The sequence below is a fragment of the Lactonifactor longoviformis genome, assembly GCF_042848515.1.
Taxonomy (GTDB): domain Bacteria; phylum Bacillota; class Clostridia; order Lachnospirales; family Lachnospiraceae; genus Lactonifactor; species Lactonifactor longoviformis.
Genome location: NZ_AP031453.1, coordinates 1,663,175 through 1,688,290, shown reverse-complemented (window position 1 = coordinate 1,688,290; position 25,116 = coordinate 1,663,175). Strand labels below are relative to the sequence as shown.

22 protein-coding genes are annotated in these 25,116 nt (G+C 45.0%); 8 read left to right on the top strand and 14 right to left on the bottom strand.

The features are described from left to right. Positions 1 to 2: 2 nt before the first annotated feature. The 6 genes from rsmB to ACGHCT_RS07800 are packed head-to-tail and all read right to left on the bottom strand — an operon-like array spanning position 3 to position 7,200. Positions 3 to 1,352, bottom strand: coding sequence for a 16S rRNA (cytosine(967)-C(5))-methyltransferase RsmB (gene rsmB / locus ACGHCT_RS07825; RefSeq protein WP_072848284.1), 1,350 nt, complete (start codon positions 1,350 to 1,352; stop codon positions 3 to 5). After that, a complete protein-coding gene (locus ACGHCT_RS07820) occupies positions 1,345 to 2,055 on the bottom strand; it encodes a zinc metallopeptidase (RefSeq protein WP_072848285.1) in 711 nt (236 codons plus the stop codon). The genes rsmB and ACGHCT_RS07820 overlap by 8 nt, the downstream gene beginning before the upstream one ends. A gap of 4 nt (positions 2,056 to 2,059) precedes the next feature. Next, positions 2,060 to 3,004 carry a methionyl-tRNA formyltransferase gene (gene fmt, locus ACGHCT_RS07815; RefSeq protein ID WP_072848286.1) on the bottom strand — a complete coding sequence of 315 codons (945 nt, stop codon included), beginning with the start codon at positions 3,002 to 3,004 and terminating at the stop codon, positions 2,060 to 2,062. After that, positions 3,001 to 3,483: a peptide deformylase gene (def, locus tag ACGHCT_RS07810; protein ID WP_072848287.1), complete on the bottom strand. Its 483-nt coding sequence runs from the start codon at positions 3,481 to 3,483 to the stop codon at positions 3,001 to 3,003. The genes fmt and def overlap by 4 nt, the downstream gene beginning before the upstream one ends. A gap of 29 nt (positions 3,484 to 3,512) precedes the next feature. Next, positions 3,513 to 5,738, bottom strand: a complete 2,226-nt coding sequence (gene priA / locus ACGHCT_RS07805; protein WP_390439345.1) for a primosomal protein N' — start codon at positions 5,736 to 5,738, stop codon at positions 3,513 to 3,515. Positions 5,739 to 5,742: 4 nt separating this feature from the next. Next, complete coding sequence (locus ACGHCT_RS07800) at positions 5,743 to 7,200, bottom strand: UDP-N-acetylmuramoyl-L-alanyl-D-glutamate--2,6-diaminopimelate ligase (RefSeq protein ID WP_072848289.1); 1,458 nt, start codon at positions 7,198 to 7,200, stop codon at positions 5,743 to 5,745. 414 nt (positions 7,201 to 7,614) lie between these two features. Here ACGHCT_RS07800 and arcC point away from each other — a divergent pair, with 414 nt between their 5' ends. The 3 genes from arcC to ACGHCT_RS07785 all read left to right on the top strand — a co-directional run bounded on the left by arcC (position 7,615) and on the right by ACGHCT_RS07785 (position 10,278). Further along, positions 7,615 to 8,544 (top strand): carbamate kinase, encoded by a 930-nt coding sequence (gene arcC / locus ACGHCT_RS07795; protein WP_072848290.1) that lies wholly within the window; start codon positions 7,615 to 7,617, stop codon positions 8,542 to 8,544. Between the two features lie 238 nt (positions 8,545 to 8,782). Continuing rightward, positions 8,783 to 9,592 carry a methyltetrahydrofolate cobalamin methyltransferase gene (locus ACGHCT_RS07790; protein WP_072848291.1) on the top strand — a complete coding sequence of 270 codons (810 nt, stop codon included), beginning with the start codon at positions 8,783 to 8,785 and terminating at the stop codon, positions 9,590 to 9,592. A 50-nt stretch (positions 9,593 to 9,642) separates the two neighbouring features. Further along, positions 9,643 to 10,278 (top strand): corrinoid protein, encoded by a 636-nt coding sequence (locus ACGHCT_RS07785; RefSeq protein WP_072848292.1) that lies wholly within the window; start codon positions 9,643 to 9,645, stop codon positions 10,276 to 10,278. A 199-nt stretch (positions 10,279 to 10,477) separates the two neighbouring features. Here the strand turns inward: ACGHCT_RS07785 and ACGHCT_RS07780 are convergent, their stop codons facing one another. The 8 genes from ACGHCT_RS07780 to ACGHCT_RS07745 form a co-directional block, all read right to left on the bottom strand. After that, entirely contained in the window at positions 10,478 to 11,230 is a 753-nt protein-coding gene (locus tag ACGHCT_RS07780) for a reverse transcriptase domain-containing protein (protein WP_390439341.1), read from the bottom strand. Between the two features lie 147 nt (positions 11,231 to 11,377). Beyond that, positions 11,378 to 12,652, bottom strand: a complete 1,275-nt coding sequence (locus tag ACGHCT_RS07775) for a nitrate/nitrite transporter (RefSeq protein ID WP_072848293.1) — start codon at positions 12,650 to 12,652, stop codon at positions 11,378 to 11,380. Positions 12,653 to 12,684: 32 nt separating this feature from the next. Next, positions 12,685 to 13,782 carry a Xaa-Pro peptidase family protein gene (locus ACGHCT_RS07770; RefSeq protein WP_072848295.1) on the bottom strand — a complete coding sequence of 366 codons (1,098 nt, stop codon included), beginning with the start codon at positions 13,780 to 13,782 and terminating at the stop codon, positions 12,685 to 12,687. Positions 13,783 to 14,100: 318 nt separating this feature from the next. Next, positions 14,101 to 14,547 carry a threonine/serine exporter family protein gene (locus ACGHCT_RS07765; RefSeq protein ID WP_154256400.1) on the bottom strand — a complete coding sequence of 149 codons (447 nt, stop codon included), beginning with the start codon at positions 14,545 to 14,547 and terminating at the stop codon, positions 14,101 to 14,103. Further along, on the bottom strand, positions 14,544 to 15,329 hold the full coding sequence (locus ACGHCT_RS07760) for a threonine/serine exporter family protein (RefSeq protein ID WP_072848298.1): 786 nt from the start codon (positions 15,327 to 15,329) through the stop codon (positions 14,544 to 14,546). The genes ACGHCT_RS07765 and ACGHCT_RS07760 overlap by 4 nt, the downstream gene beginning before the upstream one ends. 107 nt (positions 15,330 to 15,436) lie before the next feature. Continuing rightward, positions 15,437 to 16,738, bottom strand: coding sequence for a nitrate/nitrite transporter (locus ACGHCT_RS07755; protein ID WP_072848300.1), 1,302 nt, complete (start codon positions 16,736 to 16,738; stop codon positions 15,437 to 15,439). A 21-nt stretch (positions 16,739 to 16,759) separates the two neighbouring features. Beyond that, positions 16,760 to 17,857: a M24 family metallopeptidase gene (locus tag ACGHCT_RS07750; protein ID WP_390439335.1), complete on the bottom strand. Its 1,098-nt coding sequence runs from the start codon at positions 17,855 to 17,857 to the stop codon at positions 16,760 to 16,762. 227 nt (positions 17,858 to 18,084) lie between these two features. Further along, positions 18,085 to 18,645: a helix-turn-helix domain-containing protein gene (locus tag ACGHCT_RS07745; protein ID WP_390439333.1), complete on the bottom strand. Its 561-nt coding sequence runs from the start codon at positions 18,643 to 18,645 to the stop codon at positions 18,085 to 18,087. A gap of 271 nt (positions 18,646 to 18,916) precedes the next feature. Between ACGHCT_RS07745 and ACGHCT_RS07740 the strand changes: the two genes are divergently transcribed. From ACGHCT_RS07740 to ACGHCT_RS07720, 5 genes are all read left to right on the top strand, one after another. Continuing rightward, complete coding sequence (locus ACGHCT_RS07740) at positions 18,917 to 20,347, top strand: trimethylamine methyltransferase family protein (RefSeq protein ID WP_390439331.1); 1,431 nt, start codon at positions 18,917 to 18,919, stop codon at positions 20,345 to 20,347. Between the two features lie 172 nt (positions 20,348 to 20,519). After that, the gene (locus tag ACGHCT_RS07735) at positions 20,520 to 22,007 is read left to right on the top strand and encodes an IS1182 family transposase (RefSeq protein WP_390436657.1); all 1,488 of its coding nucleotides are present in this window, start codon (positions 20,520 to 20,522) and stop codon (positions 22,005 to 22,007) included. A gap of 77 nt (positions 22,008 to 22,084) precedes the next feature. Beyond that, positions 22,085 to 23,890, top strand: a complete 1,806-nt coding sequence (locus ACGHCT_RS07730) for an ASKHA domain-containing protein (RefSeq protein WP_390439329.1) — start codon at positions 22,085 to 22,087, stop codon at positions 23,888 to 23,890. Between the two features lie 5 nt (positions 23,891 to 23,895). Further along, on the top strand, positions 23,896 to 24,435 hold the full coding sequence (locus tag ACGHCT_RS07725; protein ID WP_390439327.1) for a DUF2284 domain-containing protein: 540 nt from the start codon (positions 23,896 to 23,898) through the stop codon (positions 24,433 to 24,435). Positions 24,436 to 24,470: 35 nt separating this feature from the next. Next, positions 24,471 to 25,106 (top strand): B12-binding domain-containing protein, encoded by a 636-nt coding sequence (locus tag ACGHCT_RS07720; RefSeq protein ID WP_072848311.1) that lies wholly within the window; start codon positions 24,471 to 24,473, stop codon positions 25,104 to 25,106. Positions 25,107 to 25,116 lie beyond the last annotated feature (10 nt).

Below are 25,116 nucleotides of genomic sequence, written 5' to 3'. Positions count from 1 at the left end.
TCCTACACCCTTCTCAATCTGGCTATAAAGAACCCATCACTCTCATGAACCCCGGGCAGCAGCTGAAGATATCCCTGTCCGGTAGTCTCACTATGTAGCTCTTCACATAAGTAGGGATCCAGAGATTCCGGCTGAAAGGGATAATGATTGACAAACCAATGTATGTTGTCCTGGTTTTCCTCCCTTGCGATCGTACAGGTACTATAAATCAGGATTCCCCCCGGCCGGACATAGGCAGCAGCATTTTCCAGTATCTTCCTCTGAAGCTTGATGATCTGTTCCTGCTTCTCAGGTGTCATCTTATATTTTATATCTGTCTTTCTCCCGATGACTCCCAGTCCGGAGCAGGGGACATCCGCCAAGACTATGTCTGCACTGCCGGCAGTCTCCTCCTCATAAACGCATGCGTCCCTGCAGACAGCTTCTATATTTACAGCATCTGCACGGCGAAAATTTTCTTCCATCAACTGTACTTTGTACTCGCTCACATCCCTGGCTTCCACATGGCCCTGTCCCTTCATCTTATCTGCCACATGGAGACTCTTTCCGCCGGGGGCTGCACACAGATCCAGAATTCTGTCCCCTGGGCTGGGGGCTGCTATCTCCCCTACCAGCATAGAGCTGACATCCTGTACCTGTATTCTGCCCATGGTAAACGCATGAAGGGCCGGCAGATAATCATATTCAGAGATATAGTAAGCGGTTTTTATATAAGGAGCCTTCTCCACTTTAACCCCCTGGCTTCTCAGGCTGGCTATGGTGTCTTCCGTAGAATTAAGATATTCCTGGCAGCGCACGGCCGTGGGACGTTCTTGTAAAAATGCCTTCAGTATAGTTTCTGTGGTCTCAAAGCCCAGCTGATCCAGCCATCGGACTACCAGCCATACCGGCATGGAGTAGGTAACTGAGAGATATTCTACGTGGTGCTCCTTTGGAGGAAAAGCAAGCTTCCCCCGCTCCCTGGCTATAGTACGAAGTACCCCGTTCACAAACCCCTTCAGACTGTAAAATCCTTTTTTCTGGGCAAGCTTTACAGCTTCGTTGCATACTGCGGAATCGGGAATGCTGTCCATATAGAGCAGCTGATAGACCCCGCTTCTGAGTATCTCCCTGATGACAGGCTTCATTTTATTCACCTTGACATTGGAAAACTGATTAATGATATAATCTATTTTAAGCCGATATTCCAAAGTTCCCTCACACACTCTGGTAATAAAAGACCGGTCCTGCTTTGACAGATACTGGTATTTCCCCAGAGTATTGCGGATTGCAATATGGCTGTATTCCCCCTCTTTGTTCACTTGCAGTAAGATTCCCAGGATCAGTTCCCTGGTATTAATACTATTAATCATCCCTTCTTGTTCCTCCTGCGAGTATCAGCAAACGCAGCAGCTGTAATATGGAGGATGCGAGTGCTGCTACATATGTCAGCGCTGCAGCCTTCAGAACTTTTCTGCCGCCTCTTAACTCCTCTTCTCTTAAAATTCCTGTTTCCTGCAGCATTGCAAGGGCCCTTCTGGAGGCATTGGTCTCCACCGGAAGGGTCACCAGCTGAAATGCCACTGCTGCTGTAAATAATACAATCCCCAATGTCAGCAATGATGGTACGGAAAAGATCAGACCGGCAAAGAATAACGGCCAGGACAGGGCTGAGCCCAGATTTGCCACAGGAACAATAGCGCCCCTGACCGTCAAAGGAAGATACTGTCTGTTATGCTGTACCGCATGTCCGCATTCATGGGCGGCTACACAGACAGCAGCCACAGATGTGCTGCCGTATACGCTTCCCGACAGCCGCAGTACTTTTGTTCTGGGATCATAGTGATCGGTAAGGTTTCCCCCGGTCCGCTCAATATGCACGTCATGAATCCCCGCATACTGCAGTATTCTCTGTGCTGCTTCCGCTCCTGTGATTCTGCTGCGGTTCTCTATCCTGCTGTACCGGCCAAATGTGCTGTTCATACTCGCCGATGCCCATACACAGATAAGAAGTCCAATAATAATCAGTAAATACGTAGGATCAAAGCCCCAATAATATCCTGTCCCAAATGGCATACCATCACTCCTTGCTGTCTTTCAATCTCGTTCCCTCAGGGATCTCATATCCCCTCAGAAACGCTCCTGCTTCCATTCTTTTCTTTCCTTCCAGCTGCAGTTCTTTCACACACAAGACCTTATCTCCTGTCTGGATATAAAGCCCTGTTTTATCTGTACGTACCACTTCACCCGGCTCTTTCCCGGATTCCTCAGAAAGCACATCTGCCTCCCATATTTTCAGGGTTTTCCCCTGAAGATACGTATAGGCACTAGGCCACGGATTCAGCCCCCGGATCAGCTGTTCTATGGTCTTTGCCTTTTCTTCCCATTGGATACATCCCATTTTTTTATCTATCATACTGGCATATGCCGTCGGACTTTCTTCCGGCTGCTTCTCGTAGACTGCTGTCTCATTTTCAATAGACGGCAGAGTCTGCACACACAGCCTGGCGCCAGCTTTGGCCAGTTTGTCAAAGAGACTTCCGCCGGTTTCCTTGTCCTCCAGAGGCACAATTTCCTTGGAAATCATATCGCCGGTATCCAAACCCGCATCCATTTTCATAATTGTTACCCCGGACTCTTTCTCTCCGTCGATGACAGCCCATTGGATAGGAGCCGCACCTCTGTATTTGGGAAGGAGAGAGCCATGGACATTGATGCAACCAAAGGGGGCAAGCTCCAGTATCTCCTGAGGTATAATCTGGCCAAAGGCAACTACCACAATTATCTGAGGTTCCAGTTTTCTTAAAATCTGGATAAATTCCGGGTCTCTGACTTTTTTAGGCTGATACACAGCCAGTCCCCGGGCAATAGCAGCCTGCTTTACCGGCGGGGCCATAAGGTTCTTCCCTCTTCCTTTTGGTTTGTCCGGCTGGGTCACTACACCGGCAATGTCATGGCCGGCTTCTATCAGAGCCTCCAGTGTGCCTACCGCAAAATCCGGGGTTCCCATAAAGACGATTCTCATTCTTCTTCCTCCTCGTATTCCGCATTAGTACTGTGGAGATCACCTTCCACCAGGTCTGTATAAAGTTTGCCGTCCAGATGATCCAGCTCATGACAGATAGCTCTTGCCAGCAGATCGGTGCCTTCCAGAATAAATTCTTCCATATTTTCATCTAAGGCTTTCACTTTCACCCAGTCTGGTCTTGTAACCTGTCCGGCCATGCCGGGCACACTTAAGCACCCCTCATCCCCTGTCTGTTCCCCTGACGTCTCCAGAATCTCCGGATTGATATAAGCCCTGGGGCTGCCGTCTGTATCAATGACAACAATTCTTTTCAGGACACCTACCTGAGGTGCCGCAAGCCCCACACCCATTTCCTCATACATGGTATCAAACATATCGTCTATCAATTCTTGAATCTTTGGTGTCATCTCCTCCACCGGTCTGCACTTTTTGTTCAAAATAGGATCTCCCTGCACTCTTATCTTTCTTAACGCCATACCTGTCCTCTCCTTACTATATTTATAGTTTATACATTAAAATCAAATTGAACCGTAATCTTGTCAAATCCTTTATTTATTCTGATATAACGCTCCAGCTGGTTTTTTATCCATATCAGCCGTTCATTCTCCCCGTGCTTCAGATAAAGTACCATACGATACATATCATTTACTTTGGAAATATTCTCCGGTGCCGGCCCTATCAGCTGCAGCTCACTCTTTGGATAAATCTTTTGAATATACTTTCCTATATAATGCATTCCCTGCTGTAAAAGCGACTCATCCCTGCAGGCGCCCCGTATGGCGAGCATTGAGGCTGCGGGAGGGTATCCCATGAGCAGTCTGTATGAGATTTCTTCCCTGTAAAATTCTTCATAGTCCTGATGTACAGACGCCTGAATGCTGTAGTGTTCCGGGTGATACGTCTGAATCACAGCTTCCCCTGGATTTTTTCCCCTTCCGGCTCTCCCCACTGCCTGCGTCAGCAGCTGAAAGGTCCTCTCACTGGCTCTGTAATTCTCTGCAAATAAAGACATATCTGCGGCGAGAACGCCTACCAGAGTCACTTTCGGAAAATCATGGCCTTTTACTATCATCTGGGTTCCCACCAGAATATCGGCTTCTTTATTGGCAAAAGCGGCAAGAATTGTCTCATGTCCATTCTTTCCCTTGGTAGTATCCAGATCCATTCTCAAAATCCTTGCCCTGGGGAACATCTTCTTTACAATCTCTTCTATCTGCTGGGTCCCTGCACGGAATCCTCCAATATAGGGAGAACCGCATTCAGGACATCCGGAGAGACTTGGCGTCTCATATCCGCAGTAATGGCATACCAGCCTCCCATGGCTGTGAATAGACAGCGACACATCACAGTGGGGACATTTTACTACGAAGCCGCAGGACCGGCAGGCCACAAACCCGGAGTAGCCCCGCCGATTGAGAAACAGCATAATCTGCTCCCGGTTATCCAGGCGCTCCTGGATCTTATCCCGGAGCAATTTACTTATAATAGATCGATTTCCTGTTTTTAATTCTTCCCGCAAATCTACAGTATATACCATCGGAAGGCTGCTTCCCGCAAAACGGGAAGACAGGGAAACCATATGATAGATTCCCTGCTGCCCTTTATAATAGGAATCTACGGAGGGAGTAGCGGACCCCATAAGGACATATGCCCCTTCCATTCGGGCCCTCTCTATGGCCACATCCCTGGCATGGTATCTGGGAGTGCTTTCGCTGATATAGGAGGATTCGTGTTCCTCGTCTATAATAATCAGCCCCAGCTTCTGGAATGGTGTAAACAAGGCGGAACGGGGACCCACCATGATCTGTATCTTCCCCTCTCTTGCCCTTTCAAACTGGTCAAACCGCTCTCCCTGGGACATTCTGGAGTTAATCACAGAAACGCGTTCTCCAAACCGAAGGTAAAACCGTCGTACCGTCTGATAAGTGAGGGCAATTTCTGGAATCAGAACAATGATTTCCCTTCCCTCCTCCAGAATTCTCTGAATCATCTCCATATAGATCAGCGTTTTTCCGCTTCCCGTAATTCCGTGAAGCAGACAGGGCCTTGGAACCTCTGAAGCCCATTCCTCAGCAATCCGTGCCGCTGCTGTCCTCTGCTCCTCGGTTAAAGAAATCTGTTCCTCATTTCCCTCCACTGGCCCCAGAGGATTCCGGTACACGGTTGACACTTCCTCGGCTACTGCGCCATTTTCTATCATTTTCCTGACAGCGGCCGGAGAAACATGAAGTGCTTTTATCGCAAATTCATAATCCATATCTCCATTTTCCAGAATTGCTGACAGCAGCCTGGCTCTGGCCGCATATTTTTTTCTTTCTAATTCTATAAGCAACTCCTCTGCCTCTTTGGGGGGCAAAACAAGCCTTAACCTTTTTTTCTCCTTTGCCTTCATCTTTTTTTTCACAGGAAGAACTGTTTTCAATGCCTGATTCATAGTTGAACCATACTGCTCACGAATCCATGCCGCCAGCGCTATCAGTTTAGACTCCACCGTAATTCCCCCGGATTCAGGGCCCAGAATTTCTTTCATTTTTTCGGTGTCATACCGCGCGTCCACGGAGATGCCTGTTACATACCCTGTAATCTCCCGGTTACCTTTCCCAAAAGGAACCCTAACCTGCATGCCGATGCAGATGTCTTCTCTGAGAGCCTCCGGTATCTTATACTGAAAAGTACGATCCAACTTTTCCTGAGAAATATCTACAATTATATCTGCATACCATTCGTTCATTTTATTAGTTTCCTGCCAGAATATCAGCGATCAGAACCCTCTCATCCATTGGATATTTTTTTCCGTTAATCTCCTGGTAATCTTCATGCCCTTTTCCGGCCAATACTATAATATCTCCAGGCTCGCCGTGATGAATCGCATAGGCGATTGCTTCCTTTCTGTCAGCGATCTCTATATGCTTTCCGTCTGTTTTTTGGATTCCGGTCACAATATCGTCCATAATTGCCTGAGGGTCCTCATTTCTGGGATTATCTGAAGTAATAATCGTAAGATCTGCCAGTCTTCCGGAAACCTCCCCCATCTCGTACCTGCGCATCCTGGACCGATTTCCTCCGCATCCGAACACACAGACAAGACGGTGCGGATGATATTCCCGCAGGGTATCTAAAAGACTCTCCAGGCTCATAGCATTATGGGCATAGTCTATCATCAGTGTAAAATCATCAGACACTTTGACCATTTCCACCCTGCCTTTTACCTTCGCTGACTTCAGCGCCTTTTTAATATTTTCCTCTGATACCTGAAAATGCCGGCAGATTGCAATTGCCGTAAGAGAATTATAGATACTGAACTTTCCCGGTATATCAATCTCCACAGGGAACTCCAGCAGTCCTTTCACATCATAGCTGATGCCAAGATACCCTGGACGGGCAACCATATGGGCATTAACCGCTCTGAGATCTGCATTGCCGCCAAAGCCAAAGGTCTCCAGCCTGCAGGTAGCGTCCTTAATAATTTGTTCCAGATGTTCATCATCTGCATTAACAATGCCTACCCGGCACTGTCTGAGCAGCATAGCTTTGCACTGGAGATAATGTTCAAAACTTGTATGCTCATTTGGTCCTATATGATCCGGCTCAATATTGGTAAAGATTCCGTAATCAAAGGTAAATCCCGCTGTCCGGTGAAGCATCAGCCCCTGAGAGGAAACCTCCATCACAACGCAGTCGCATCCCGCCTCCACCATCATGGAAAAATACTTCTGTATCACATAAGACTCCGGGGTAGTGTTGGCTGCTGGAATAACTCTGTCCCCAATAATAGCTTCTATGGTGCCTATAAGTCCCACCTTATATCCGGCGTTTTCCAAAATAGACTTTACCATATATGTGGTGGTTGTTTTGCCCTTTGTGCCAGTGATCCCAATAGTCTTAAGCTTTTGGGCAGGATGATCGAAATAAGCTGCTGAAATGCATGCCAGAGCATATCTGGTATCCTCCACCCGAATAACCGTTACGTGGTCCGGCACAGACACCTCTTCTTCCACGATAAGAACCGATGCCCCCCTCTCTACTACATCAGGTACAAATCTGTGTCCGTCTGACACAGCCCCCCTGATGCATACAAAAAGAGAGCCTTCGACCACTTTTCTGGAATCAAAGACCACATCCTCTACCTGTATATCTGTTGTCCCCTGGCAACAGGTATATTCTATTTGTTCTAATAACGAAGATAATTTCATGTGCAATCCTCCATACCTTTTATCTTATTCTTTATTATGCAGGAGATACCACCTGCCCGCTCACAGGACATGCCCAAAGAACTGTCCCTGGGTATTCTATATAATATAAGAAATTCTAAGTAACAGAATACCACATGAACCCATAATTTTCAATCAGGCATACCTTTGCTTTTCCTTTCCTTAGGATTCTTTTCCGCTTTTCTTAAGATAGTTTCCATATTATTTATAATTTGTACATACTTTTATCACATTTTGTCTATATAATGAATCTCGGATAGTTGATAAACCACTCACTATCTCCCCCCTCAAGTTGGAAAAGCCCGGTACTCGCGTATCGGGTTTTTTCTTGCTTTTTCCTATTTTTCACACTATAATGGGACATAGAATATTACACCATTAAGAGAGGTATATTATATGAAAAAAACAATAGTTGTAGTTGCTCTGGGACACAGGGCACTGGGCACTACTCTTCCTGAGCAGAAGCAGGCAACAAAGGAGACTGCGAAAGCAATCGCCGATCTCGTCGAGTGCGGCGCTCAGGTGGTTATCTCCCACAGCAATGCGCCTCAGGTAGGTATGATCCATACTGCCATGAATGAATTCGGAAAAGTACATCCGGATTATACCTTTGCTCCCATGTCCGTATGCTCTGCCATGAGCCAGGGCTATATCGGATATGATATCCAGAACTCCATCCGTGCCGAGCTGCTAAAACGGGGAATCTATAAACCGGTATGTACGGTTTTAACACAGGTAAAGGTAGATCCCTACGATGACGCTTTCCATGAACCCACGAAGATCATTGGCCGTTATCTCACAGAGGAGGAGGCTGAGGCTGAAGAGGCAAAAGGCAATTATGTTATAAAAGAAAAAGAAGGATACCGGAGAATCGTAGCCGCACCAAAGCCTCAGGAAATTATTGAGCTTGATTCTATTAAGGCCCTCCTGGATAAAGGACAGATTGTAATCGCCTGCGGCGGGGGCGGAATTCCCGTTCTGGAACAAGGGGTGGAGCTACACGGTGCCAGTGCTGTTATTGAAAAGGATCTGTCCAGCGGAAAGCTTGCTGAGCTCCTGGAGGCGGATCAACTCCTTATTCTGACAAGTGTGGAGAAGGTTGCTCTGAATTATCAGTCCGATTCCGAAGAACTGATTGGCAGTATTTCTTTGGAGCAGGCAAAAAAATATATGGAAGAGGGTCATTTTGAACCCAGTACCATGCTGCCTAAGTTTGAGGCTGCCGTCTCCTTCCTGGAAAAGGGACAGGGCCGAAGGGCTGTTATCACGTCCATCACAAAGGCGAAAGACGGTTTTCTGGGCAAAACAGGAACTGTTATCCAGTAAGTACGCTTACTTCTATATGTACAAAAATGCAGAGAATGCCGGGGAAGGCATTCTCTTTTTTTACAATTTTCTTTGTCCCAAGCGTAATTTTTCTTATAAAATCGGCACTTTCTTCTCTTCCTACACATTGTATGAAAAGATTCAAAATTTGCCAATACATTGTGGTATTTTCCTATCAAGCAATTTTTGGTAGAATGGACATGTAGAAAAACATACGTGCATTAGGAGGTGCCATATAATGATTATAATCGGCGAGAAAATCAATGGTTCTATTCCGCCAGTAGCAAAAGCAATTGCGGAAAAAGATGCTGAATTCATCAAGCACAGAGCCCAAATTCAAGCAGACGCCAATGCGACTTATATTGACTGCTGCGCATCCGTTGAGGAAAGCATCGAAGTTGAAACTCTCCACTGGATGATCGATTTAATTCAGGAAGTAACCGATGTGCCTATCTGTATTGATAGTCCAAGCCCTCATTCATGTGTAGCGGCGATTCCTTTCTGTAAGAAACCAGGTTTAATAAACTCTGTTTCCATGGAAGGGGACAAGATTGACGTAATCTTCCCAGTGATTGCGGACACAAAATGGGAATGCGTCGCTCTCCTCTGTGATGACAAAGGAATTCCTAATTCTGTAGAGCGCAGAATGGAAGTATTCCACAATGTCATGGAGAAGGCAAAAGAATATGGAATAGCACCATCTCGTTTACATATTGACCCATTGGTAGTAACCCTTTCCACTGACGAAGAAGCCCTCACAACCTTTGCAGAGTGCTGCCGTCAGATCAAGGCAGAATATCCGGATATCCACATTACAAGTGGTCTTTCCAACATTTCTTTCGGACTTCCGGCCCGTAAGAACATCAATCAGGCATTCATGGTATTAGCTATGAACGCAGGTATGGACAGTGCCATCGTAGACCCGACCAACCGTGATATGTTAGGTATGATCTATGCTACAGACGCTCTGTTACAGAATGATGAGTACTGTCTGGAATACATCGGAGCTTTCCGTGAAGGATTAATCGGACCAGCTCCCAAAAAATAATACAGGACACTATTAAATTTATATAATTTATTAATAAGGAGGATATTAATATGTCACAGATTCAAGCAGTTGCGGATGCAGTATGTGCAGGAAAAGCAAAATTAGTTGGTGGTTTAGTTCAGGAAGCATTAGACGCAGGATGTGAACCATTAGAGATCTTAAACTCCGGTATGATCGATGCAATGGGTATCGTTGGTGAGAAATTCAAAAACAACGAAATTTTCGTTCCTGAAATGTTAGTTGCAGCACGTGCTATGAAAAAAGGTGTTGAGGTGTTAAAACCACACTTAAGCGCAGGCGATACAGGAACAGCAGGCAAAATGATCCTCGGAACAGTTGCAGGCGACTTACATGATATCGGCAAAAACTTAGTTGGTATGATGATTGAAAGTGCCGGCTTTGAAGTTATCGATTTAGGCGTTGACGTACCAATCGAAAAATTCATCGAAGCAGTAAAAGAAAATCCTGATGTTAATTTAGTAGGACTTTCCGCACTCTTAACAACAACCATGCCAGCTCTTAGAGATACAGTAAAAGCTTTAAATGAGCAGGATTTCAGAAGCAATATCAAGATTATGGTTGGCGGAGCTCCTATTACACAGGAATTCGCAGATGAAATCGGCGCTGACGCTTACACAGCAGACGCAGCTTCTGCAGCTCAGAAAGCAAAAGAATTAGTAGCTTAACTTGCCAAAGTTTAATTCCTTGAAAATCACGAAAAAGACGGTACTTTTAGTATCGTCTTTTTCACGTTATTATAAACAGAACCGCTTGTACCTGTAAACTTCTCTCACCGTCCCCTTGTTCTCTAAAAATCGAGTAGGAAGCGGTGATTAACCGCCGTCCTCTCACACCACCATGCGTACCGTTCGGTACACGGCGGTTTCAACAGTTGACGTGCACCGACTGATAGGCGGCGGCTAAATCATAAAAGCCGCTGCTTATCAGTCTTTCTTTTGTCATCGCCAGATTCACCGCTACCGTATGGGTCGTAAACCAATGACCTCTCCGGCTGTTTCCTGCCTGCCTTGCCAAATCTTCCGGTACTCCCATTTTCCGCAGGTTCTTCACCTTGGTTTTCGGTTTCTTCCACTGGATTACCCTTTCGTCCTTCACATTTCTGCGCAGGATATTCACAAGTATCTCATGGTTCAGAGTGTCGAAGTATTTCCACAAGCCTAATGCTACCGCATGGGTATATCCCTGCTCTGCGTACTCTTTTACCTTCTCAATGGCGTCTTTCCCACGTCTTCCCGGGCGATATCCGTAACTGTTCTCCGTGAACAACGGCTCGTATATCGGTGTCAGGCACTGTGTTATAGCCTGCTGAAAAATGCGGTCTTTTACGGTTGGAATGCCAAGCTTCCGTATTCCAACGTCTGGCTTGGGTATCTCCACTCGTCTTACCGGGTCCGGGGTGTACTTTCCCCTTCTGATTCTCTCGATAAGCTCTTTCTGGTTCTCCCTCAGGTATGCGCCTATTTCCTCCACGGTAATCCCGTCGATTCCTGGCGCTCCCTTGTTTGCCCTTACTCTCTTAAAAGCTCTTTTGAGGTTGCCCTTCTCCAGTATCTTCTCCAAAACTTCCGGCTGTGCACTGTCCCTTTCCTTCCATATCCAGCTTCCTTCAGATTCCACCTCACGATGGACACCCTTGCCTTCGGCTATATCCTTCCCACTACCGGGCGGATTTCGGACTTGCACCGGTTAGAAACGTGCGCCGCCGGGCGCACTCCCAAAAAGGAGCCGCTGCACAAGCAGCGGCTCCCAACTATCAATCTCTCACTATGCAGCCTTCTTCGAGGCAAGAATCTCCATACGTTTTACTTTCGTAAGCTTCATCCATGCAAATGTAGCTATTAAACCAACTACAGAAACTGCAAGCAGAATTCCGAAGAATACCTTATATCCCTGTGCACCAGCCCAGTGATCCAGACAGAGACCAGCTACCATTGGAGCAAACAGCTCAACGCTGTATCCGATTGGTGTAATAATGGCGGTTGCAGTACCTGTGATTTCATGAGGATATTCTCCCTCTTCCATGATAGCAAAGTGCATAGACTGGCAGGCATACATGGAAGCATAGATTGCAGCGATGAATATCAGAAGCATCCAAATCAGTGACGGCTGGCCTGGAGTAAAGATAACTCCTGCAATACCCACAATCATAATGATGTAAGCAATGGCGCATACCTTTGAGGACCCGATTCTGTCAGCTGCAAATCCGGATACAAAGCATCCGATAGGACGGCAGTACTGTGAAAAGTAACCTACTGCTGCACCGATAACCGCTGTTGCACCGAATACTTCTGTTGCATATGGTGTGATATAGAAATAGCTGCAGCACATTGCATAGGAACAGAAAATAATCAGACACTGAAGCCATGTGGTAGGCAGTGATAATACTTTCTTTAATGCCTTTACGTCGATAATAGCCTTTGTCTCTCTCTTAAATTCAGGCTCTTTGTACATGGTAAATACCATGATACCAAGCAATACGTTAATTACAGAATATGTAGCAATAACAGAAGATAACGCTGCTTTATCAGATATTTTAACTGATAAATAACCAAACAGTGCCAGGATCAGTGCTGACTGAACCATATTCGTGATACCACGTCCACCCTCAAACAGACCAAATACACGGCCCTGCTCATCTGATGTTCCAAGAGAACGAAGAGCCTTTACCAGTGCGTTCCAGAATGTAAGAATGGATGTAATTCCCCATACAGCGTGAATCAGGAATACAACCGGATAAGGTGGATATAACAGTAAAATAAATCCCAAACCTCCGGTTACAATAAGAGATAAGGTAAGCAGCTTTCTTGCCGGCCAGCGGTCAGCACAGAAGCCTCCAAGGAAATAAGCAATGATGGCAAATCCGCCGTATGCACTGCCCAAAGCTCCCATCTGTGTGTTTGTCAAGTCAAAATATTTAATAAATGTGTCATAATAATAGCTTCTGAAGTAGGGAAGCGCATATACCAACGCACCGGATATGATTAAGATAATCAGGGTTGGCAAATTCTTCATCAATTTTCCTTCTTTTTTACCTGCCATAAATAACTACCTCCTAATAGTTGTTTTTACTTTTAATATTTAAGAATGTGATCTTCCATTTTTTTGGAAGTGGATGTAAATATGTGGCATCCGTCTTTTGTAACAAGAATATCATCTTCTATTCTCACACCGCCCACACCTTCAATATAGATGCCTGGTTCAATAGTGAATGTCATTCCTTCTTCCAGCACCAGCTGATTATCGGAGGAAATATTAGGTTCTTCGTGAACACTTAATCCCAGTCCATGTCCGGTTCTGTGAAGGAAAAGTTCTCCGTAACCTGCTTCTGTGATCACATCTCTGGCCGCCTTGTCGATCTCACAGGCCTTTACTCCCGGTTTTACTTTGGCGATTGCCGCCAGATTAGCTTTCAGTACAATATCATAGATTTCAGCCAGTTTCGGATTTCCAACATGCCCCAGGAACAGGCAGCGGGTAATATCTGACCAATAGTGTTTATAATAAGCACAGAAGTCAAGGAGAATAATATCACCATCCTTGAACGCATAATCGCCGCTGACCCCGTGAGGGTTCGCAGAATTATCAGCACCCAGTACCAAAATGATAAACTCATCTGTAATAAAACCTGGATAGGTTGACATATAAGAGTAAAGCATCATATTTAATTCTTTTTCTGTCATGCCAGGTTTAATCTTGTCAGATACGTAGGCAATTGCCTCATCTACAATCTTAGCAGCAAACTGCATTGTTTCGATCTCTGTCTCGTCTTTGCACATTCTAAGTTTTGCAATGCAAGTGCCGATATCCGCAACTTCACAGCCCAGGCTGTGAAAAATCTCACCAATTGCCATTGAAAAATACTTAGTCTCAACTGCCAGTTTTTTGCAGTCTCCTACTACCTTCTTGATTGCAGCGGCCGGGCCATCACTGTCCAGATATGTAACCTCTTCCACCGTACCCTTCATACAGCCGGTGTCAACACTGGGATTTACCATAGTTACCGTCTCCGCATTGGCATCCATAACCAGCCCATAGTATCTCTCATAGGGAATAATGCTGATTCCTGTAAGATAATTAATGGACATAGGATCCCCGATGATTGCCTTGTCAAATCCCTGCTCTCTGAGAAGTTCACACGCCTTCTGTTGTCTGGCTTTTAATGCGTCCATAAATCGCACCCCTTTCCTTTTGCCTTTTTCACTTTCTACCTACAAATTTCACACACATGATTCTTTTTATAAATAATAACATTTTTCCGGAATTTTTTCAAATAAATTTTATACTTTTTTTCGATTTTTTATTATTTTTTCATTTTTTATTGACGATTTTTTCCGTTTTTCCTTGTAAATACGCCGTTTATTGGTGATTCTGTACATTTGTGATATTCATTTTAGAAAAATTAAAACGCACATTTTCATATATGTAAAAATATGCGTTTTAATTTCATTATAGAATTAGTGAAGAACCTCTTTTTCGTCTCTTCCTAGTTATTTTCTGCAAATTTTACGAATCAAACTATTGGGAATCTCAAACACAAAGATTATCCCAAGAACAATTGCAATTGCTACCGTAAGCGTTTGACGCCCATACTGAGAGCATTTATCCATTTCTCCCATTATCATGTAATATACTGTCCAATATATTCCCGTTCCCGGAACTAAAGGAAAAATACCCGAAATCAGAAACAAGGTTGCCGGACACTTCTGCTTTGTGGCGGCTATCCTGGAGCACATAATTACAAACGCAGTGGCGGCAAAGCTGGAAACCTCAATCCCAAGGCCCAGATACCGGTTCAGTGTAAGACAGATGAGCCAGCCGAACCCGCCAATCACTCCACAGATGGGATAATATTTTGCAGGAACAAAAAACAATATCGAGAACGCAACCGTACCGAGGCCGGCTGCCACAAACTGAAGAAGGAAATCCAATATCATAGCATAGGACCTCCTGTCATTTTATAGTAAATGGTATACATCAGTCCTACTCCCAAAGCAATCCCAAACGTAACCAGAAGAGCGTCTATCATTCTCACCGTTCCGGCAATATAATCCCCATCTGCCAAATCCCGAATCGCATTGGTAAAGGAAACCCCTGGAAGAAGAGGAATAATGGAACCGATGATAATATAATCCAGGTTTGTGCCCAGATGACATTTATATAAGAGCACTGCAAACATAGTAGCCAAAAAACCACCCATAATATTAACCACAATTTTGGACATATTTTTTCCATTTTTCTCTGTCCATACGACAAAACAATACAAAAGGAATCCCGCCAGGAAGGCCGTAAACGCATCAAAAAAATCTCCTCCGAACACATAGCAGAAACATCCCGCCCCTAACCCGGAGGCAAGCATTCTCGCGAGATCTTTCTTACCCTTCATCACTTCAATAGCTTCCAGTCTCTCTCTGGCCTGTTCTACCGTGTGCTTTCCCTCCTCAATCTCCCTTGAGAGCTGATTCACAGCCGCTACCCGTTCCAGATGAACTGCATTCAGAGGGATGTGTTTTACTCTGGCATATATTTGCTTTTCCTTCCCCTCCGCAGTGATAAAGATACCGCTGCTGAGCACAAAGGAGTCGCTGTCCTCCACCCCGTAATACTTTGCAATCCTATTGATCGTCTCCTCCACACGGAAAATCTCTGCTCCGCTTTCCAGCAGAATATTGCCCGCCTTCATAGCCACATCCATAATTTGCCTGTCCTTATTTTCCATCTTTTATCTCCCCAAAACCGGATTTGATTTGTAATCATTATATAGCAAAAAAGGATGCTGCGCAATTACACAACACCCTTCTTCTGTTAAGAGTTCAAAGATTACTTTTAAGCCTTTTTCGACTGCATTTTACTGGCTTTAATTTCCATACGTTTCTCTTTCGTAATGGCCATCCATGCAAAGTTCGCAATGAGACCGATAACAGCAAGTCCGGCCAAAATGCCAAAGAATACCTTATAGCCCTGGGCCGTATTGTTCCAATGATCCAGACAGATACCGCCGATGATTGGCATAAAGAATTCTGCACTGTATCCGATAGGAGTTACAATAGCTGTTGCGGTTCCCGTGATCTCCAGAGGGTACTCACCCTCTTCCATGATAGCAAAATGCATAGACTGAATGGCATACATGGAAGCATAAATCGTTGCAATAAAGATAAGAAGCATCCAGATCATAGATGGCTGTCCAGGTGTAAAGATAACGCCCAGAATACCCACCAGCATAATAACAAATGAAATCGCACAGATTTTGGATGAACCAAATTTATCTGCACAGATACCGGATACAAAACATCCAATGGGACGGCAGTACTGTGAAAAATATCCCAGAGCAGCCGCAATAACAGCTGAGGTTCCGAATACTGAGGTCGCGTATGGTGTAATATAGAAATAGCTGATGATCATAGCATAGGAGCAGAAGATAATCAAAATCTGAAGCCATGTAGTAGGCATCTTAGCTACCCTCTTCAAGATCTTCATATCAAACAGTTTTGTTGGCGCCCCTTCACTTTCTTCTCTTTCCGGCTCTTTAAACATAAAGAATACCAGAAGTCCCAGTAAGATACAGATGACAGAATAAATAATAATAACTGCAGACAATGCTGCTTTCTCGGAAACTGCCTTGGACATATATCCGAAAAGCGCCAGGATCAGCGCAGACTGTACCATATTGACAAGGCCTCGTCCACCCTCAAAGAATCCAAATGCTTTTCCCTGTTCGTCAGAGTTAGCCAGAGAACGGATAGCCTTAACAAGGGCGCTCCAGAACGTAAGGATGGATGTAATACCCCAAATCAGATGGATAGCGAACACCACTGGATACGGGGGGTAAAGCAGCAGAACAAATCCGCAGACACCTGTAGTTACCAGAGAAATTGTCATCAGGTATTTAGCCGGCCAGCGGTCTGCGCAAAAACCGCCGAGGCAGTAGGCAACAACGCTTGTGGCACCGAAGGCACTGCCCAGAGCTCCCATCTGTGTATTATTAATGTTGAAAAGCTTTACAAATGAATCATAGTAATAGCTTCTGAAATATGGCAGTGCATAAATAAGAGCACCGGATATAATCAAAATAATCAGTGTGGGCATATTTTTCTTTAGTTTACTTGCCCCGGTCTTAATCTCGCTCATTTTTTCCTCCTAAGTTAAGCCTTAATATTTAAGTATATGGTCTTCCATCTTCTTGGAAGTAGTTGTAAATATATGGCATCCGTCTTTTGTCACAAGAATATCGTCCTCAATTCTCACTCCGCCGACGCCTTCAATGTAAATACCCGGCTCAATGGTAAATGTCATACCCTCTTCAAGAACCAGCTGGTTATCAGAAGAGATATTCGGCTCCTCATGGACACTCAGGCCTAAGCCATGTCCGGTTCTGTGAAGGAAGAGCTCACCATATCCTGCTTCTGTTATCACATCTCTTGCTGCCTTATCAATCTCGCAGGCCTTAACGCCTGGTTTTACCTTAGCGATAGCTGCCAGATTTGCTTTCAGTACAATATCATAAATCTCTGCCAGCTTTGGATTGCCTACATGGCCCAGGAACAGGCAGCGGGTAATATCTGACCAGTAATGTTTATAATACGCACAGAAGTCGAGAAGAATAATATCCCCATCCTTGAAAGCATAATCGCCGCTGACTCCGTGGGGGTTTGCTGAATTGTCTGCTCCCAGCACCAGGATAATAAATTCATCTGTGATAAATCCGGGGTAGGTTGACATATAAGAATATAACATCATATTTAATTCTTTCTCTGTCATCCCTGGTTTGATTTTATCTGATACATAGGCAATTGCCTCATCTACAATCTTGGCTGCAAACTGCATGGTCTCAATTTCAGACTCATCTTTACACATTCTAAGCTTCGCAATGCAATTGCCGATATCAGCAACCTCACACCCAAGACCGTGAAAGATTTCACCAATCGCCATGGAGAAATATTTTGTCTCCACAGCCAGTTTTTTACACGCTCCCACTACTTCCCTGATAGCAGCCGCAGGTCCGTCGCTGTCAAGATATGTAACCTCTTTTACCGTACCTTTCATACAGCCTGTATCTACACTTGGATTCACCATTGTTGCGCTGCATGCCTCTGCATCAACAACTAATCCATAGTATCTTTCATAAGGAATAATACTGATACCTGTCAAATAATTAATGGACATGGGATCGCCGATAATTGCTTTGTCAAATCCTTCTTTTTTCAGAAGTTCGCAGGCATTCTGTAACCTGATTTTCAATGCATCCATTCGCTTACACCTCTTCACATTTTTTCGAACAAATTTCACACACATGATTCTTTTAGTATGATATCATCTTATCATCGATATTTCAAATGTCTTTTATACATATCGATAAAATATGTAACTTTTTCACAAATATGAATTTTTATTTTGTTTATTTTTTAACATAATTAAATTCAAAAATGCAGTTTCTTCCAAATATCTGCCGCATATCCGGAAGAAACTGCACTTTTTTAAACCTCTTCGTTCTCATCCCAGTACCTGGCCCAGAAAGACACACAGGGAGTTTTTTCATGCTTATTAAAATAACAATGTCTGGTATGCGCCTTGATTAATATGGTATCACCCACATTCAGTTCAAATGTCTGCTCGTCCAGCATTATGGTAAGATGCCCGGAGAGGACCGTCCCCACTTCGTCGCATTCGTGAACCCACCACAAACCGTCAGATGAACTGTTTGGTTCGATTGTCATATATAAATATGAAGTATTTCCAGTCCCAAAGTCTATGGTCTCCAGCTTCATATTGTTTTCTTCGTCAATCGTAACTTCCCTGTCTTCTTTTCTCACCACGATTCTGGATTCTGCATTGCGTTCCAGAAGGTCTCCCAGAGAATTGCCGAACACTTCGCAGATTTTCTGAATATTCATTAATGTAGGGCTGCTGATGTTTCTCTCCAGGTTGCTTAGATAGCCCGTGGAAAGGCCCGTAGCTTCTGACAGCTGCTGAAGAGTCATCCCCTTTGATTTCCTGAGGCTCCTGATACTGTAACCAATTTTGCTAATGTCGCTCAACTTTCTTTCCTACTTTCCCTCTAATATGACTTAAATTCATCTCTTTACCTCATTATACTATAAAAGTATAGAAAAGCACAATGAAAATCTAAAAATATCAGGTTATTTTATATTGGTGAATTTTAACAAATATTTTTCACGATTAACCGGGGTTTTCATTGACTATTTTAACTTTAAATGGTAATATAGGCATAACAAAACACACACATGAATTCATAATTAGTAAAAAACCAGTAAAAAACTTAGTTAAAGTTAAACATGGAGGGAAATTATGAACTACGTACCACAATTAAAGTATGCAAGTCAGGAACAAATTGAGCAGCTGCACGGCTACGGTGTAGAAATCTTAAAGCGTTTTGGAATGCGCGTAGAAGATCCGGAGATCCGTAAAATGTTATGTGAAAACGGATGTACCGAAAAAGGAGACCGTGTTTATTTCTGCGATGATCTGATCGAAAAAACAATCAAAAACCAGAAAAAGCAGGTAGTGATGACATCCACCACAGGCTCTAAAGTAGAGATGGAAATCGGAAAAACCTTCTCTCACAGCACCGGAGGCGCTCCGTGGATTGCAGACTTAAAGTCAGGAAAACGCCGCAACGGACAGCTGACAGATTTAATTGACACCATCCGCGTAATGAACCAGTGTCCGGAATTAGATCTTCCCTGTGCTCTTGTATATCCAAGCGAAGTTCCTTCCGCCATCAGCCAGCTGAAACAAACTGCTACTATGTTTGAGTATTCCAAGAAGCCAATCTATGGCCCCGGCATCTCCTTAGCTAGCAATGCAAAATATATTGTAGAATTATTTAAGTTATACGGCGGCTCTGATTTAGAGCAGAATCCAATCGGTATGGTCGGAATCTCCCCTGAATCACCTTTATTCCTGCCAAAAGAGATTACTAATACAATGGCACATATCATCAAGGCCGGCATCCCAACCAGCGTTCTGGCAGCACCTATGGGAGGTCTGACATCTCCTCTTACCATCGCCGGAACAGTTGCTCAGTCTCATGCTGAGATCCTGGCATTTGCTGCTGTTGCCTACCTGATGAACCCGAACTGTGTACTGTTCTACGGTTCCAGAACCTTCTTTGCCAACATGAAAAACGGACAGAGTATCTTAGGTCTGCCTGAGACAGGTATTTCCAGTGCGCTGGCCGTACAGTTAGCTACATACTGCGGCTTTATGACAGATGTATATGGATTGTCCTGTACAAGCTGTTCTATGGATGAGCAGGCTGGCTATGAAAAGATGATCAATGCATTCCTTCCGGCAATTGCAGGTGCCACACTGGTTACCGGCTTCGGAAGCACAGCAAGTGTTATGTGCTGTTCATTAAGTCAGTTAGTACTTGACAATGAAATTCTTGCCATGATCCGCAAGGCAAAACGCGGCTTTGAATTTGACGAAGATATTCTGGGCTTCGAGGCTCTTGATTATGTGGTGAATGACCATGAAACCTTCTTAGAGCAGGAACACACCATTGAGTATCTCCAGAAGAACGAGATTTTCGTTCCGTCCATCGGTTTCGACAGCGTATGGGCTGACTGGATTAAGTGCGGAGAGACCCCACTGAATGAGAGAGCTGCTGACCGTGCATTAGAATTAATTGAGAAAGATGAATTAGTTCCTCAGGATGCAGCCATTACAGCAGAAGTTGAAAAGATTCTGGCAGCAGCCGAAAAAGAACTTCTGTAAGATACACCCCTCCAGAAAAAAGCAAAGGGATATATCCCTTTGCTCAGACTGTAGACAAAGTCCGAGGACAAGTGCCTCGGATTTTCCTCGCCATTGAGCCAGAAAAGTCAGCACTTACAAGACTTTGAGGCTCTTTTTTGGTATAATAGATGTATCAAATACAGGCGGTGAGATGCTTATGATGACACAGAATGCGGATAAAAAAAGAGAACAGATTCAGTTGTTTTGCATGGATGACATGGTTCCACAGGACCATCTGCTGCGGATCATCGACAAAGCAATCGACTGGTCCTTCATTTATGAACTGGTAGAAGAAAAATACAGTCAGGACAACGGACGCCCCAGTATGGACCCCGTCATGCTGATCAAGATTCCTTTCATCCAATATCTTTATGGCATTAAAAGCATGCGCCAGACGGTAAAAGAGATTGAGGTAAATGTCGCCTACCGCTGGTTCCTCGGGCTGGATATGCTGGATAAAGTGCCGCATTTTTCAACCTTTGGAAAGAACTATACGAGACGCTTTAAAGACACCGACCTCTTTGAACAGATATTCGAGCATATCCTTTCTGAATGCTACAAATTTAAGCTGGTAGACCCTACTGAAGTTTTTGTGGATGCCACCCATGTAAAAGCCAGAGCAAACAATAAAAAGATGCAGAAGCGTATTGCTCATGATGAGGCATTATTTTTTGAAGATCTGCTGAAACAGGAAATCAATGAAGACCGTGAAGCACACGGGAAACGTCCGCTGAAAGAAAAAGAGGATGACAGCAATACACCATCCGGTGGAGCCGGCGGCAAAGAAGAAAAGACAGTGAAAGCAAGCACTTCTGATCCGGAAAGCGGATGGTTCCGCAAAGGAGAACATAAACATGTATTTGCTTATGCAGTACAGACCGCATGTGATAAGAATGGATGGATTCTCAGCTATAGCGTTCATCCCGGGAACAATCATGACAGCAGAACCTTCAAGTCCTTATATGACAAGATAAAAGGGATCGGAATAGAGACGCTGATAGGCGATGCAGGATATAAAACTCCCGGTATAGCAAAACTTTTGATCGATCAAGGAGTCAAACCGCTCCTGCCATACAAACGCCCCCTGACAAAAGAGGGTTTCTTCAAGAAATACGAGTACGTTTATGATGAGTATTACGACTGCTATATCTGTCCCAACAATCAGGTGCTGACCTATCGAACAACCAACCGTGAGGGATATCGGGAGTACAAAAGCTGTGGAAGTAGCTGTGCAGGCTGTGCCTATCTTGCAAAATGTACCCAAAGCAAAGATCATGTAAAGACGGTTATGCGCCACATATGGGAACCTTACATGGAGATGTGTGAGGAGATCCGCCAAACCGTGGGTATGAAAGAATTATATTCCCAAAGGAAAGAAACCATAGAACGAATCTTTGGAAGTGCAAAGGAGAATCATGGTTTCCGATATACACAGATGTTTGGAAAAGCCCGAATGGAAATGAAGGTCGGGCTTACATTTGCGTGCATGAATCTGAAAAAGCTGGCCAGGATGAAAGAGAAATGGGGGCTTCTAGAGGGAGAAGCCCATTACACAAACTTTATTTGGAACGCAATTTGGTTAATAAAAGAAAACTGGCTCTGGGATACAAAGCCCAAAACCAGTTTGTCTACAGTCTGAGCAAAGGGATATATCCCTTTGCTTTTTTCCCTTTTTCTGATAAAATAAGAACATCGAATATAAAAGAGGTGCAGCCTATGAAAAACTATACGATTACTTTTTTGCAGGAACAGCTTTCTATAGCAGTTCCTGAAGGCACGACTCTTCTGGATGCAGAGATCCAGGCGGGCCTGCAGCCGGATGCACCCTGTGGGGGACAGGGTTCCTGCGGCAAATGCATTGTAAGGATTATTTCCGGTCCTGTTACCGGAATTTTGAAAGCCTGCAGTGTACATATACAGGGAGACATGACCGTCGACACTTCCCTGAAAGCTACCGGCCACAGTCTGCTCACTAAGGGGAGTTCCCGTGAAATTATTGTTGCTCCCATGATACAGTCTGTGGATGTTGAGGTGGAGAAGTGCCGGATCGGTGAAAGTGATTCTGACTGGGACCGGCTGAAAACAGCTGTGGCCGCCAAATCTTCTGTGCCGCCTGCTTCCATCCCGCCCAATGTGTCAGTTGCAGGCACTCTCTATGAGATATTAAAGAGCACTGATTATAAGCCAAACGTTATCTTATGTCACAATGAAATCCTGGATGTGAGAAGAGAGCGCACGCCTTACTATCTTGCTGCCTTTGACATCGGGACCACTTCTATTGTAGGCTATCTCATGGATGGATGCAGCGGTGAAGAGATAGCAGTATCCAGCATGCTGAACCCTCAGTCACAGTACGGGGCTGATGTCATAATGCGTTCCAATTATGCCCTGGACGGTCATATGGATCAGCTGAGCTCTGCCGTCCGCCAGGCAATGAATCAAATTCTGGAGCTACTTGCAGAACAGGCTTCCATAAAAATCCGGGATATTTATCAGGTTTCCTTTGTAGGCAACACCTGCATGCACCATCTGTTTCTGGGCATCTCCCCGGGAGCGCTTGTGCACTCTCCCTATAACCCCTCCCTGAGTGAGCCTCTGATCCTGCCCGCCAGGGAATACGGCATCCGCATTCATCCCGAAGGCCGGCTGATGGTGCTGCCAAATATTGCAGGATTTGTGGGAGCAGATACCGTAGGCTGTCTGCTGGCTACTGATTTTTCCAAACGGGAGTACATAACTCTTATGATAGACATCGGGACCAATGGCGAGCTGGTTATGGGCAATAAAGAACGGATGATTACCTGCTCCACAGCAGCCGGCCCGGCTTTTGAAGGTGCCAAAATCACCTGCGGAATGCGGGGTGCCAACGGGGCCATTGACCATGTTACCTTTCAGGGGGAGCGTCTTGTGTATTCTACAATCGGAGATGAAAAACCAGCCGGCATCTGCGGTTCCGGTCTGATGGATACCGTCAGCCTTCTTCTTCAATACGGATTTCTGGAAGAGTCAGGGCGCCTTTACAGCCCGGAGGAATTAGAGCACCCCATAGCAAAGGCCAACGCCCACAGACTTGTCACTATTGACAATATCTCTGCCTTTATGCTGGCCTTTCCCGAAGAAACCGACCGGCAGGAACCTGTTTTCCTGTCACAGAAGGATATCCGTGAAGTACAGCTTGCAAAGGGTGCTATTGCTGCGGGTATTCAGCTCCTGTGCCGAAATCTGAATATTGCTGTGGAGGATATCCGGGAAGTATTGATTGCAGGTGCTTTCGGCAATTATATGTCGCCGGAAAGCGCATGCAATATAGGCTTAATACCTCCGGTTCTGCGGGATCGCATCACCCCTGTAGGGAATGCCGCGGGGGAAGGTTCTAAGATAGCCTTAATGAATTTTACAGAGTTCCAGCATACCCGGCATCTGACATCGGGGATTGAGTTTTTAGAGCTTGCTGCAGAGCCGGAATTTCAGGATACTTTTGTGGATGAATTGGAATTTCCCCTTCCGGAAGAAATGAGGTAATACGAATGATAGACTTTGAGACATTAGATGCAAGAGGGAAAAATGCAGGGTTTACCCATACAGGTCCCCTGGATTGTCATACCATCCGTCTGCTCCCTGAAGTGAGGGAGATGTGCGCCTCTGACAAGTGCCACCAGTATAACAAAAACTGGTCCTGTCCCCCAGGCTGCGGATCCCTGGAAGAATGCGAAGGAAAAGTACGAAGGTACCAGAAAGGGCTCATTGTACAGACTGTGGGGGAACTGGAAGACAATATGGACGGGGAAGGCATGATGGAAACGGAAGCCAAACACAAGGAAGCCTTTCTCCGTCTTATGGAAGATTTGAAAAAAGACTACCCGGATCTTCTGGCTATAGGTGCCGGCTGCTGCACACGGTGCAAGACCTGCACCTACCCGGATGCCCCCTGCCGTTTCCCCGATAAAAAGGTATCTTCTATGGAAGCTTATGGCATGCTGGTCAGTCAAATCTGTAAGGATAATTCTCTTCCTTATTATTATGGTGACTGTACCATAGCATATACCAGTTGCTTCCTTTTGGAATAGCTAAGGTTACTGAGATGATTGCAAAGGAGATTTTCATGGTCTTATTAGGCGAAATTCGTTCCTCCATTGAAGAAGGATATCCGAAGCAGACAGAAAAATTAGTTCAGCAGGCACTCTCGGAGAACATCTCCCCCCAGCAGATACTGGAAGAGGCGATGATCCCTGCCATGCGCAATGCAGGACAGCTCTATAAAGGCAACGATATTTATATAGCCCGTATTCTGGCCGCCGCCCGTTCTATGCGCTGTGGTCTGGATGTCCTTGAGCCTTATTTGGGCACCTGTGATATGCATCCCATCGGCAAAGTGATATTGGGCACTGTAGAGGGAGATCTCCATGATGTGGGCAAGAACCTGGTAGGTATCATGTTCCGCTGCGCAGGCTTTGAAGTGATTGATCTTGGGGTGGATGTCTCTGAAAAACGCTTTTTAAAGGCAGTAAAAGAGCACCCTGATGTCTCAGTTGTCTGTATCTCCTCCCTTCTCACTACTTCCATGCCTGAGATGAAGCATGTGGTGAAATGTCTGAAACAGTCCGATAAAGAAAACCGTCTGAAAATCATGGTGGGCGGAGGGCCCATTACCCAGGCGTTTGCAGACGAAATCGGTGCAGATGTTTATACCGAAACAGCTGTAGATGCAGCTGAGACAGCTAAAACATTCTTTATTTGATCCATTTATT

Bases quoted from the DNA above. Each gene is read 5' to 3' on its own strand.
- ACGHCT_RS07785 (WP_072848292.1), top strand. From the start codon at position 9,643: ATGTCACAGATTCAAGCAGTTGCGGATGCAGTATGTGCAGGAAAAGCA.
- priA (WP_390439345.1), bottom strand. From the start codon at position 5,738: ATGAACGAATGGTATGCAGATATAATTGTAGATATTTCTCAGGAAAAG.
- ACGHCT_RS07730 (WP_390439329.1), top strand. From the start codon at position 22,085: ATGAAAAACTATACGATTACTTTTTTGCAGGAACAGCTTTCTATAGCA.
- fmt (WP_072848286.1), bottom strand. From the start codon at position 3,004: ATGAGAATCGTCTTTATGGGAACCCCGGATTTTGCGGTAGGCACACTG.
- ACGHCT_RS07755 (WP_072848300.1), bottom strand. From the start codon at position 16,738: ATGAGCGAGATTAAGACCGGGGCAAGTAAACTAAAGAAAAATATGCCC.
- ACGHCT_RS07740 (WP_390439331.1), top strand. From the start codon at position 18,917: ATGAACTACGTACCACAATTAAAGTATGCAAGTCAGGAACAAATTGAG.
- ACGHCT_RS07750 (WP_390439335.1), bottom strand. From the start codon at position 17,857: ATGGATGCATTGAAAATCAGGTTACAGAATGCCTGCGAACTTCTGAAA.
- ACGHCT_RS07770 (WP_072848295.1), bottom strand. From the start codon at position 13,782: ATGGACGCATTAAAAGCCAGACAACAGAAGGCGTGTGAACTTCTCAGA.
- def (WP_072848287.1), bottom strand. From the start codon at position 3,483: ATGGCGTTAAGAAAGATAAGAGTGCAGGGAGATCCTATTTTGAACAAA.
- arcC (WP_072848290.1), top strand. From the start codon at position 7,615: ATGAAAAAAACAATAGTTGTAGTTGCTCTGGGACACAGGGCACTGGGC.
- ACGHCT_RS07790 (WP_072848291.1), top strand. From the start codon at position 8,783: ATGATTATAATCGGCGAGAAAATCAATGGTTCTATTCCGCCAGTAGCA.
- rsmB (WP_072848284.1), bottom strand. From the start codon at position 1,352: ATGATTAATAGTATTAATACCAGGGAACTGATCCTGGGAATCTTACTG.
- ACGHCT_RS07800 (WP_072848289.1), bottom strand. From the start codon at position 7,200: ATGAAATTATCTTCGTTATTAGAACAAATAGAATATACCTGTTGCCAG.
- ACGHCT_RS07775 (WP_072848293.1), bottom strand. From the start codon at position 12,652: ATGGCAGGTAAAAAAGAAGGAAAATTGATGAAGAATTTGCCAACCCTG.
- ACGHCT_RS07725 (WP_390439327.1), top strand. From the start codon at position 23,896: ATGATAGACTTTGAGACATTAGATGCAAGAGGGAAAAATGCAGGGTTT.
- ACGHCT_RS07720 (WP_072848311.1), top strand. From the start codon at position 24,471: ATGGTCTTATTAGGCGAAATTCGTTCCTCCATTGAAGAAGGATATCCG.
- ACGHCT_RS07735 (WP_390436657.1), top strand. From the start codon at position 20,520: ATGCTTATGATGACACAGAATGCGGATAAAAAAAGAGAACAGATTCAG.
- ACGHCT_RS07765 (WP_154256400.1), bottom strand. From the start codon at position 14,547: ATGATATTGGATTTCCTTCTTCAGTTTGTGGCAGCCGGCCTCGGTACG.
- ACGHCT_RS07760 (WP_072848298.1), bottom strand. From the start codon at position 15,329: ATGGAAAATAAGGACAGGCAAATTATGGATGTGGCTATGAAGGCGGGC.
- ACGHCT_RS07820 (WP_072848285.1), bottom strand. From the start codon at position 2,055: ATGCCATTTGGGACAGGATATTATTGGGGCTTTGATCCTACGTATTTA.